Source organism: Pseudomonas sp. CM25 (assembly GCF_013179705.1).
Taxonomy (GTDB): domain Bacteria; phylum Pseudomonadota; class Gammaproteobacteria; order Pseudomonadales; family Pseudomonadaceae; genus Aquipseudomonas.
This window is the reverse complement of record NZ_JABMCW010000179.1, coordinates 1-11299: the sequence shown is the minus strand read 5'-3', so window position 1 is coordinate 11299 and position 11299 is coordinate 1. Positions and strand designations below refer to the sequence as shown.

Below are 11299 nucleotides of genomic sequence, written 5' to 3'. Positions count from 1 at the left end.
CGGTGTGGATGGCGCCTTGAACAGCTGTACACCGCCGGCGCGGTCGGCCAGGATGAAATCGGTGAAGGTGCCGCCGGCGTCGATGCCCAGGCGATATTGGTTACGCATGATGATTCTCCGGTCAGTGCGGGGCGCGGGCGAGGCGGGTGGCGGTTTCATCCAGCTGGCCATCGGCATCGAGGACCACGCCGTACTCCAAGGCCGCGCCTTGGGGCGAAACCAGGCCGTTGCGTACATCCTGCAACACCGAGGCAATGGGGCGCTGCAGGGGGTCGCCGTAGCCACCACCACCGGGGTTGATGTTGATGATGCGTTCGCCGGGCTGCAGGGTCAGCATCGGGTTTTGCGTGTAGTGGTCCTCGCTGCCGTCGGCGTGGCGGTGAATCAGCCGGCCCAGCTTGGGCTCCAGCAGGGTATTGCGTGCGCCGGCGGCACCGGCGGTGGGCAGTTGACGGCCCTCGCCAAAACCGACCACGGTCATTGCGTGGTCCAGCGGTTCGATTTCCAGGCGGGTGCCCGAGCCACCGCGGAATCTGCCGGCACCGCCGCTGTCGGCCATCAGGCTGTAACGGTGGATCAGCACCGGGTAGGCATGTTCCAGCAGTTCGATGTCACCGCTCATCAGCGCCCCGAAGCAGCACAGCGGACCGCAGGCGTGCCAGCCGTCCATCACCTGGTTGGCACCGGCGCCGGAGATGATCGAGGCCAGCACCATGGTCACGTACTCACTGTTGCCGTTGCGCAGGTCGCGGCCGGCGATATTGATGCCACTGGTATGCCCCCAGGAGGCGGTCACCCGCTGTGGTGAGGCTTGCTCCAGTGCCGTGCGCACGGCATCGGCCAGGGTTTCCATCGGCGTGGTGGTGCAGTTGACGTGGGGCGCCGGTTCCTCGGCGTTGCACAGCGTACCCCTGGGCCCGACATCGACCGTGACACAGCGGTACAGGCCCTCGTTGTAGGGCGGCGCCACCTGGGCGAACATCATCAACCCCAGGTACACGCCAGACACCGAGTTGCCTTCGTAGGAGTTGATAAAGTAGGGCACCTGCGGCGGGCTTTCGATGCGCACGTGGGCCTGGTCGCCGCGAATCTGCACATGGGCAGTAATGGCCAGTTGACCCAGGCCGTGGCCGGAATCTTCCAGTACTGCGGTGCCGCTGTAGTCGCCGTCCGGCACGTCGCGCAGCAACGCACGCATGTGCCGGTCGGCCATGTTCTTCAGCTCGGCAATACAGGCACGTACTTGCGCCACGCCATATTTGTCGAGCAGCTCCAGAAGGTGTCGCTCGCCGACCTTGCAGGCCCCGTACTGGGCGTTGAGGTCGCCTTCCTGATAGGGGCGGGCGCGCATGTTGGTGAGCATGAAGTTGATCACGTCTTCGCGGCGCTTGCCCTTTTCCCACAGCTTGACCGGGGGAATGCGCAGGCCTTCGGCGTAAATTTCCTTGGCATCGGGGTTGTAGCCAGCCGGCACCGGGCCGCCGATATCGGTCAGGTGGCCCTTGCACACGGTCCAGAAGACCAGTTCACCCTGGTAATACACCGGCTTGTACATGCAGCAGTCGAGAATATGGCTGCCCTTGTAGGCCGGGTCGTTGTGGTAGATCACGTCGCCTTCGGCGATGTCGTCAGCGAAGAACTCGGCCACGCACTTCATTGCCGGTATCAGCGAGCCTAGGTGGATCGGGATGTCCTGGCCTTGCAGGATCATTTCCGGCAGGTGGTCGAACAGCGAGTTGGAATAGTCGTGGGCCAGGTTGAACACACTGGAGCGGCCGGTCTTTTCCAGGGTCAGGGTCATCTCGCGTTGCGCTGTTTCCAGCGCTCCGCGTACAACCGCCAGGGTGATCGGATCTACTGTCTGCATAGGTCACCAACGTTTGTTCTTGTAGTTTGGCTGCGTGCCGCGGTGGGCGGCGCGTGGTGACAGGCTACGGGGCAGGGTGGGGGGAAGGCTTGTCGCTGGGTGTACTGGTTGTTGTGCCTGGGCGCACACTTGAGGAAGGCGTTATCCGGCTACCGATTCAACATCTGACGCACCAGCACTGCCCGGCCGGGCCCAGTGCCCGGCGGCTCGACCAGGCCACATCCATATCAACCCGCCGTGGATAGCCGGCCACCTGCAACTCCACCAGCCCACTGCCAAACCGCGCCACCAGCGCCTTGGGCAGTTCGGCCCAGCCAAACCCGCGCACGGCGAACTCGAGCAGGGTGAGGTAATCCGGTGCCGACCAAGCCTGGCCACGGCCCTGATGCAGGCTTGGCGCGTAGGTCTTGATATATAACTGGCGTGCGTTTTCGAGGTGCTGCGTTTGCACCTGCGCAATGCCCGCCAGCGGGTGCCCGCTGGCCACGTACACGGCGAATTCCGCCTGCTCGGGCAAACGCGCCACGGCAACGTCGGCAGGGTAATTGGGCTGTGTGGCAAGAATGCCGATCTGCGCCATGCCCAGCTGGATCATTTCGATTACATCGGCATCCTCCGACGGCCCGCAGCGCAGCTCGGTGTGCGGGTAGTGCTCAGCAAACCGGGCCATTACCGCACCCTGGAAGGTAACGCTGTAGCTGTCCGACATCACCACCGACACCAGCGCCTCGACATGTTCTGCCAGCCGCACCGCCAGTGCATCGAGCTGGGCGCTGGCATCGAGAATCGCCTCGACACGCCTCAGTACCTGCCGGCCAGCCTCGTTCAGCGTGGGATGGCGGCCAGTGCGGTCAAACAGCGGGCAACCAACATCGGCCTCAAAGTTGGCGATCGCGATGCTGATAGTGGACTGGCTTTTGCGCAGCTTGCGCGCAGCGGCGGAAAAAGACCCCAGCGATGCGGCTTCGACAAACGCAACCAAGGCTTCGGGTGAGTAGCGCATGTATTGATAAAACCGATGGTAGCTATATCGCGAGTATCTGTTCTATCAAAGAAAATAGGAAGCACGACTCACGCACTGGATGGAATTTGCAATGAAAAACGTCTCTTTCACCGAACGCCTGGTTCACGCCGTCGGTTATGAAGTGTTCGCAGTGCTGCTGTGTGCGCCGCTGTTGTCCTGGATCATGGGCAAATCGCTGGCGACAGCCGGCGCGCTGGCGGTGACCCTGTCGGTGATCGCCATGCTGTGGAATATGGTCTACAACGCGCTGATCGATCGTTATGTACAGACCGAGCGGATCCACTGGCAGGCCCGCGCGCGTTTCGCGCACGGCCTGGGCTTCGAGGCCGGCCTGGTAGTCTGGTGCCTGCCGGTGGCCGCGTGGATGCTGGATATTTCGCTTTTGCAGGCGTTCATGGTGGAGCTGGGCTTCTTCGTGATCATCCTGCCCTACACCGTGCTGTACAACTGGGCGTTCGACAAAGTCCGGCACCTGCTGATGCAGCGTCGCCTGGCCTAAGGCGTGTGCCCAACTCCCACACCAATAAAAACGGGGCATGCCATTGCTGGCATGCCCCGTTTTCAAACCGCTGAAACGACTCAGGCGACTTTGACGATCCAGCCTGCCGGTGCTTCGACATCACCGCTCTGGATGCCGGTCAGCTCGTCGTAGAGCTTCTGGGTAACCGGGCCGACCTTTTCCAGGTCGTGGAACACGTGCAGCTTGCCATTGTACTCGATGCCGCCGATCGGGGTGATCACCGCAGCGGTACCGCAGGCACCGGCTTCGATGAAGCGGTCCAGGTTGCTGATTTCGACATCGCCTTCGATCACTTTCAGGCCCAGGCGCGATTGCGCCAGTTCCATCAGCGACAGGCGGGTGATGCCTGGCAACACCGAGGCAGATTTCGGCGTGACGAACTCGTTGTTGGCGGTGATACCGAAGAAGTTGGCCGAACCGACTTCCTCAATCTTGGTGTGAGTCAGCGGGTCGAGGTAAATGGCGTCGGCGAAGTTGGCCTTCTTGGCCTCCGCGCCTGGCTGCAGGCTGGCCGCGTAGTTACCGCCGACCTTGGCTGCGCCGGTGCCTTGCGGGGCAGCACGGTCGAAGCTGGAGATCTGGAAGTTGTGCGGCTTCATGCCGCCCTTGAAGTACGAGCCAACCGGGATGGCGAATACCGAGAAGATGAACTCGGGGGCGGTGCGCACGCCAATGTTGTCACCAGTGCCGATCACGAACGGGCGCAGGTACAGGGCGCCTTTGCCGTGCGGTGGCACGAACTTTTCGTTGGCCTTGACCACCTGCTTGCACGCTTCGATGAACACATCGGTAGGCACGTGCGGCATCAGCAGGCGGGCGCAGCTGCGCTGCATGCGGGCGGCGTTCTGGTCCGGGCGGAACAGGTTGATCGAGCCGTCCTTGCAACGGTAGGCCTTGAGGCCCTCGAAGCACTGCTGGCCATAGTGCAGCGCCGTGGAGCCTTCACTGATGTGCAGTACGTTGTCTTCGGTCAGGGTGCCCTTGTCCCACTCGCCATTGCGCCATACGGACAGGTAGCGTTTGTCGGTCTTGATGTAGTCGAAACCCAGCTTGTCCCAATTAATGCTTTCGTTGCTCATGACACCCTCATTGTCTTGCAAGTGCCCGATCGCTCGGGCTGCTGTTATATGCGCACCATGCCACCATAATACATCCGCAGCAGATCGGGAACGGCCAGTCACGAATTGAGGTTGCGAGGTGTTCACCGCAAGATTTTTAGCGCCTGTGAAATCGAGCGCCGCGCGGGCGGCGCTCGGTTTCACAGGCGCCGCAAAACTTTCGCCAATCTTCAACGGTCTACCGCCCCAAGCGCTTCCCCCAATCACCGCCATGCCCCTGCGCACAAGCCTCTTCACTGTCGAACCGCACATGCCATGCCGGATGATCCAGTGCTATGCCCGCCGCCTCCAACGCTTGTGCAGTCAGCACCAGCATGCGCGTCTTGGCGTCGCCCGCCATGGCTGCAGCCTTGTCGGCTTCTTGCTCGAACACCCAGGTTATGCGCAAGCTGGCCGGAAAATCCTCAGGATCGAGCCGGTGGGTCAGCCAGCTGAAGCCGATGATTTCTGCCTTGGCCGTTTCGCAGGCATCGGTCAGGCATATCACCAGTTCACGCTCCAGCCTGGCCATTTCACGCTTGCCAGATGCCTTCACAGGTTTGCCTCGTCGTCGATCTGCTGACAGAACCGCAGCCGGTTACCGAACGGGTCCCACACCTGCATCTGCAAGCCCCAGTCCAGGCGCTCGGCTTCGGGCCGCGCGTAGCCGTACTGTTTCGCTTGCAGTTCATGCTCCAGCGCGCGCAGGTCGTCGATGCGGGCGAACACCGTCGAGCCGGGGCACGCGTCACCATGGTGTTCGGAAAGGTGCAGGATCAGGCTGTCACGATGAACCTGCATGTACAGCGGCAGGTCCGGGCTGAAGCGGTGTTCCCAGTCCAGCGTGAAACCGAGAAATTCGAGGTAGAACTCCCTGGCCTTTTCGACCGAGAAGATACGCAGCACCGGGATGGCGGGAGCGAGGGGCATGGGGCGTCCTTGACCGTGGGCAAAGACGCTACTCTAGCGCAGTTGCGCAACCTGTGGTTGACCACCCGCCAGCCACTGCGTAGCCTTGCCAGTTCGAGGTTCTTCGGCCAGGCCGAAGCTAAGACGGGAACGCGGTACAAGCCGCGGCTGCCCCCGCAACTGTAAGCACCGACAACGGATCGACACAGCCACTGCGCCAACGCGCGGGAAGGCGTCATCCCGCCAGCCTGGCTTCAGCCGGCAACTGGAACGGTGCCAGCCAGGAGACCTGCCTCGCAACGTTTTCGACTTTCAACCGGGCGGGGTGATCCGGTGGCGAACAAGCCCGGCCGGCCTGGCCTGCGGCTGTCGTCCTGCATGCCCGCGCCATTCTGCCAAGGGCACTGCGACATGAAAACACTGGCCAAGCTCCCCGTCACCATCGTTACCGGCTTCCTCGGTTCGGGCAAGACCACCTTGCTGCGGCACATGCTCGACAACGCCCAGGGCCGCCGTATCGCGGTCATCGTCAACGAGTTCGGCGAGCTGGGCATCGACGGCGAAATCCTCAAGCAGTGCAGCATCGGCTGCACCGAGGAAGAAGCCAGCGGCCGCGTCTACGAGCTGGCCAACGGCTGCCTGTGCTGCACCGTGCAGGAAGAATTCTTCCCGGTGATGCGCGAGCTGGTGGCGCGCCGTGGCGACCTCGACCACATCCTCATCGAAACCAGTGGCCTGGCCCTGCCCAAGCCGCTGGTACAGGCCTTCCAGTGGCCGGAAATCCGCAACGCTTGCACGGTCGACGCGGTGATCACCGTGGTCGACAGCCCGGCGGTAGCCGCCGGCACCTTCGCCGCCTACCCGGACCAGGTCGATGCCCAGCGCAAGCTCGACCCTAACCTGGACCATGAATCGCCGCTGCACGAACTGTTCGCCGACCAGCTGGCCAGCGCCGACCTGGTGGTGCTGAACAAGGCCGACCTGATCGATGCCGAGGGCTTGGCCAAAGTGCGTGCCGAAGTGGCCGAAGAACTGCCGCCAGCGGTCAAGGTGATCGAGGCCAGCAGCGGCAAGTTGCCAATTGACGTGCTGCTGGGCGTGGGTGCCGAGTCCGAGGCGCACATCGATGGCCGCCGTACCCACCACGACTCGCACCACGATGGCGACGACCATGACGATCATGACCACGACGCCTTCGACTCCATCTCCATCGACCTGCCCGAAGCCGACGAAAGCCTGCTGCTTGATGCCCTGACCCAGCTGGTGGTGGAGTTTGGCGTGCTGCGCGCCAAAGGGTTTGCGGCCATCCCGGGCAAGCCGATGCGCCTGCTGGTGCAGGGCGTGGGGACCCGCTTCGACAAGCACTTCGACCGCGCATGGCGCGCCGACGAGCCGCGCATCACCCGCCTGGTGCTGATCGGCCAGGACCTGGATGCGGCCCAGCTGGAAGCACGCCTGCGCAAAGCCCTGGGCGCCTGACCCCATGCACCTGCTGCGGACCCAGCCCGGTGGCTTCGTACCGGATGACAGCATTGCCGACCTCGGCCAGACACCCGCCGAGCTGGTGATTCTCTGCAGCGGCGATTCGCACCTGGCATTGCTCGCCGATACCGCCGAGCAATTGCCCGAAGACTTCCCCAGCCTGCGCCTGGCCAACCCGATGCAGGTGCAGAACCACGCCTCGGTCGACCTGTATGTCGATCAGGTGCTGCGCCATGCCAAGGTCATCCTGGTGTCGCTGCACGGCGGCGTCGGCTACTGGCGCTATGGCGTCGAGCAGCTGGTCGAGCTGGCCGCGCGTGGCGTACAGCTGATCCTGGTGCCAGGCGACGACCGCCCCGACCCGGAGCTGACCCGCCTTGGCACCGTCAGCAGCCAGCAGGCCGAGCGCCTCTGGCACTACCTGCGCCAGGGCGGCAAGGCCAACGCCATCAACCTGTTCCAGTGCCTGGCCAGCCAGTGGCTGGGCCGCGACTATGCCTGGGACGAACCGCAACCCTTGCCACGCACGGCGGTGTATCACCCGGCCAAGGGCAGCGCCGTGCTGAAGGACTGGTACCCGCACTGGCGCCCTGAGCACCCGGTGGCGCCGCTGCTGTTCTACCGCTCGCACCTGCAGGCGGCCAACACCGCGTTCATCGACGAGTTCTGCCAGCGCCTGCAGGCTGCCGGGCTGAACCCGTTGCCGATCGCGGTGGCCAGCCTGAAGGAAAGCGCGTGCCTGGAGCAGGTCGAAGCCTGGCTGGACGAAGTGGGTGCCGAAGTACTGGTCAATACCACCGGCTTCGCCCTGTCCAGCCCCGAACAGCCCAACCTGCGCCCGTTCCGTCGTGACATCCCGGTGCTGCAGGCGATCTGCGCGCAGGACAACCAGCCCGGCTGGGAAGCCAGCGAGCAAGGCCTTGGCGCGCGCGACCTGGCCATGCACATCGCCCTGCCAGAGCTGGACGGGCGCATCATCACCCGGCCGGTCAGTTTCAAGGACATGGCCTGGCGCAGCGAGCGCAGCCAGTCTGACGTGGTGTGCTACCGCGCTCACCCCGAGCGCATGGACTTTGTCGCCGAGCTGGCGCGTCGCTGGGTCGAGCTGGCCCGCCTGCCCAATGGGCAGAAGCGGGTGGCACTGGTGCTGGCCAACTACCCGACCCGTGATGGGCGTATCGGCAATGGCGTCGGCCTGGACACACCGGCCGCCGCGCTGAACATTCTCAGGGCGCTGCAGGCCGAAGGCTACCCGCTGGCCGAGCTACCGGGCAGCGGCACGCAGTTGATCCACCAGTTGCTCGGCGGCGTGACCAACGACCTCGACCACCTCGACCAGCGCCCCTGCGCCCAGAGCCTGAGCCTGGGCGACTACCAGGCCGCGTTCGCGCGCTTGCCCGAGGCCAATCGCCAGGCGGTGCTGGAACGCTGGGGGCCACCCGAGCAGGACCCGATGTACCGCAGTGGCCGGCTGATGGTGGCGGGCCTGCGCTATGGCCTGACCTTCGTCGGCATCCAGCCGGCCCGGGGCTACCAGGTAGATCCGAGCGCGGTCTATCACGACCCCGATCTGGTACCACCGCACGGCTACCTGGCGTTTCACTTCTGGCTGCGCCATGCCTTTGCCGCCGATGCAGTGATCCACGTCGGCAAGCACGGCAACCTGGAATGGCTGCCCGGCAAGGGCGTCGGGCTGTCGGCTGAGTGCTGGCCGGATGCCTTGCTCGGCCCGCTGCCGAACATCTACCCGTTCATCGTCAACGACCCGGGCGAGGGTGCCCAGGCCAAGCGGCGCACCCAGGCGGTGATCATCGATCACCTGATGCCGCCGCTGACCCGCGCCGAAACCTATGGCCCGTTGCGCCACCTGGAACAGCTGGCCGACGAGTTCTACGAAGCGCAGCTGCTCGACCCACGGCGTGCCCGCGAGCTGCAGCGCGATATCCTCGAACTGGTCAAGGCCACCCATATCGACCGCGAGTTGCAGCTGGAAGGGCAACTGGACGATGCCGCCGTATGGCTGCCGCGCCTGGATACCTACCTGTGCGACCTGAAGGAATCGCAGATTCGCGATGGCCTGCATGTGTTCGGCCAGTCGCCGCAAGGCCGCTTGCGCCTGGATACCCTGCTGGCGCTGTTGCGGGTCGAGCGTGGCGACGGCCGCGGCGGCAATGCCAGCTTGCTGCGGTCCTTGGCCAAGGCGCTGGTGCCGGGCTTCGACCCGCTCGATTGCGACCTTGGCCAGCCATGGCAGGGTGTGCGGCCCGGGCAGTTGCAAGCCATCAGCAGCGAACCCTGGCGCACCTGTGGCGACACCCGTGAGCGCCTCGAACTGTTGGCGCTGCAGGTGATCGAGCAGGTGCTGGGCGGCACCGCACAGTTGCCTGACTTGAGCGACTGGCAGCCGGTTCACGAGGTGCTGCAGGCCCTGCGCGAAGCGGTGGCGCCCGGCCTGGATGCCTGTGGTGCTGCCGAAATGAACGGCCTGCTGGCGGCGCTGGCCGGGCGCTTCGTGCCCGCCGGCCCCAGCGGCGCGCCCAGCCGGGGCCGCCTGGACGTGCTGCCCACCGGCCGCAACTTCTATACCGTGGATGTGCGCAACCTGCCCACCACTACCGCCTGGCGCCTGGGTTTTGCCTCCGCCAACCTGATCCTCGAACGGCACTTGCAGGACCACGGTGATCACCTGCGCCAGCTCGGCCTGTCGGTATGGGGCACGGCGACCATGCGCACCGGCGGCGATGACATTGCCCAGGCCATGGCGCTGATGGGCGTGCGGCCGGTATGGGCCACCGGCAGCCAGCGCGTCGACGATTTCGAGATCCTGCCGCTGAGCCTGCTCGATCGCCCACGGGTAGACGTGACCTTGCGCGTGTCCGGGTTCTTCCGCGATGCCTTCGGCAACCTTATCCGCCTGTTCGATGCAGCGGTGCAGGCAGTGGCTGCTCTGGACGAACCCGACGACCTCAACCCTTTGGCAGCGCGCGTGCGCAGCGAGCGCGCGACCTTGCAGGCGCAGGGTGTGGACGCAGAGCAGGCTGCGCGCCAGGCCGGCTGGCGGGTATTCGGTGCCAAACCCGGTGCCTATGGCGCCGGGGTGCAGAACGCCATCGACGGGCGGCTGTGGCACAGCCGCGATGATTTGGCGGAGGTCTACCTCAATCATGGTGGCTATGCCTACGGCGCCAGCGACGAAGGCACCCCGGCTCGCGCCCAGTTCGCCCAGCGCCTGGCCAAGGTACAGGCGGTGCTGCAGAACCAGGACAACCACGAGCATGACTTGCTCGATTCCAACGATTACTACCAGTTCCAGGGCGGCATGCTGGCGGCGTCGGAGACCTTGTCCGGTAGCGCCGTGGCCGGTTATCACGGCGACCACAGCCAGGCCGACCGGCCACGCATCCGCACCCTCAAGGAGGAACTGAACCGGGTGATCCGCGCCCGGGCGCTGAACCCCAAATGGATCGACGGGGTCAAGCGCCACGGCTACAAAGGTGCCTTCGAGATGGCCGCGACGGTCGACAACCTGTTCGCCTTCGACGCCACCACGCACCTGATCGACGACCATCATTACCAGGGGCTGGCCGATGCCTATGTGCTCGACCCGGCGACCCGCGATTTCATGCGCGAGCACAACCCCGAGGCCCTGCGCGACCTGACCGAGCGCCTGCTGGAGGCCCAGCAGCGTGGCCTGTGGCAGGCGCCGGGCGATTACCGCGAAGCCCTTGAGGAGCAACTGCTCGACGGCGAGGAACAGGCTTGAAATGAGTGAACCCGTACAATTTCCGCTGGCCGCCGTGGTCGGTGCGGACGACCTGAAGCTGGCGCTGTGCCTGACCGCCATCGACCCCAAGATTGGCGGCGTGCTGATCGAAGGGCCGCGCGGCATGGCCAAGAGCACCCTGGCCCGTGGCCTCGCCGACCTGCTCGGCGAAGGCCCGTTCGTCACGTTGCCGCTGGGCGCCAGCGAGGAACGCCTGGTCGGCACCCTCGACCTGGATGCTGCGCTGGGGCAGGGCAAGGCGCAGTTTTCGCCGGGCGTGCTGGCCCATGCCGACGGCGGCGTGCTGTATGTCGATGAGGTCAACCTGCTGCCCGACACCTTGGTCGACCTGTTGCTTGACGTGGCCGCCAGCGGCACCAACCGCATCGAGCGCGACGGCATCTCGCACCGGCACAGCGCCCGCTTCGTGCTGATCGGCACCATGAACCCGGAGGAGGGCGAGCTGCGCCCGCAGCTGCTCGACCGTTTTGGCCTGAACGTGGCGCTGGAGGGCTTACCCGAGCCCGAGGCGCGGCAACAGATCATTCGTCGTCGGTTGGCTTTTGACAGTGATCCGCAGGCCTTCTGCGGGCAATGGGCCGCAGCCCAGGCACAACTGCGCGAGCGCTGCCACGCG

10 protein-coding genes and 1 riboswitch are annotated in these 11299 nt (G+C 65.0%); of the genes, 4 read left to right on the top strand and 6 right to left on the bottom strand.

Annotated features, from left to right (window positions below):
• The 3 genes from HP546_RS18275 to HP546_RS18265 form a co-directional block, all read right to left on the bottom strand.
• A partial coding sequence (locus HP546_RS18275; RefSeq protein ID WP_172228062.1) for a hydantoinase/oxoprolinase N-terminal domain-containing protein occupies positions 1 to 108 on the bottom strand: 108 nt, incomplete at its 3' end.
• Positions 109 to 121: 13 nt separating this feature from the next.
• Positions 122 to 1867, bottom strand: coding sequence for a hydantoinase B/oxoprolinase family protein (locus HP546_RS18270; RefSeq protein WP_172228061.1), 1746 nt, complete (start codon positions 1865 to 1867; stop codon positions 122 to 124).
• 157 nt (positions 1868 to 2024) lie between these two features.
• A complete protein-coding gene (locus tag HP546_RS18265) occupies positions 2025 to 2870 on the bottom strand; it encodes a LysR family transcriptional regulator (protein WP_172228060.1) in 846 nt (281 codons plus the stop codon).
• 91 nt (positions 2871 to 2961) lie between these two features.
• Here HP546_RS18265 and HP546_RS18260 point away from each other — a divergent pair, with 91 nt between their 5' ends.
• Positions 2962 to 3390, top strand: coding sequence for a multidrug/biocide efflux PACE transporter (locus HP546_RS18260; protein WP_172228059.1), 429 nt, complete (start codon positions 2962 to 2964; stop codon positions 3388 to 3390).
• Positions 3391 to 3470: 80 nt separating this feature from the next.
• Here the strand turns inward: HP546_RS18260 and HP546_RS18255 are convergent, their stop codons facing one another.
• The 3 genes from HP546_RS18255 to HP546_RS18245 all read right to left on the bottom strand — a co-directional run bounded on the left by HP546_RS18255 (position 3471) and on the right by HP546_RS18245 (position 5438).
• Positions 3471 to 4490 carry a branched-chain amino acid aminotransferase gene (locus HP546_RS18255; protein ID WP_172228058.1) on the bottom strand — a complete coding sequence of 340 codons (1020 nt, stop codon included), beginning with the start codon at positions 4488 to 4490 and terminating at the stop codon, positions 3471 to 3473.
• A 217-nt stretch (positions 4491 to 4707) separates the two neighbouring features.
• Positions 4708 to 5064: a hypothetical protein gene (locus tag HP546_RS18250; protein ID WP_172228057.1), complete on the bottom strand. Its 357-nt coding sequence runs from the start codon at positions 5062 to 5064 to the stop codon at positions 4708 to 4710.
• Complete coding sequence (locus HP546_RS18245) at positions 5061 to 5438, bottom strand: glyoxalase superfamily protein (RefSeq protein WP_172228056.1); 378 nt, start codon at positions 5436 to 5438, stop codon at positions 5061 to 5063. The genes HP546_RS18250 and HP546_RS18245 overlap by 4 nt, the downstream gene beginning before the upstream one ends.
• Before the next feature lie 79 nt (positions 5439 to 5517).
• Positions 5518 to 5729, top strand: a riboswitch (cobalamin riboswitch).
• A 99-nt stretch (positions 5730 to 5828) separates the two neighbouring features.
• Here HP546_RS18245 and cobW point away from each other — a divergent pair.
• The 3 genes from cobW to HP546_RS18230 form a co-directional block, all read left to right on the top strand.
• On the top strand, positions 5829 to 6896 hold the full coding sequence (gene cobW / locus HP546_RS18240) for a cobalamin biosynthesis protein CobW (protein ID WP_172228055.1): 1068 nt from the start codon (positions 5829 to 5831) through the stop codon (positions 6894 to 6896).
• A 4-nt stretch (positions 6897 to 6900) separates the two neighbouring features.
• Positions 6901 to 10662 carry a cobaltochelatase subunit CobN gene (cobN, locus tag HP546_RS18235; RefSeq protein ID WP_172228054.1) on the top strand — a complete coding sequence of 1254 codons (3762 nt, stop codon included), beginning with the start codon at positions 6901 to 6903 and terminating at the stop codon, positions 10660 to 10662.
• A 1-nt stretch (position 10663) separates the two neighbouring features.
• Positions 10664 to 11299 (top strand): ATP-binding protein (locus tag HP546_RS18230; protein ID WP_172228053.1); only part of this gene is annotated, 636 nt, incomplete at its 3' end.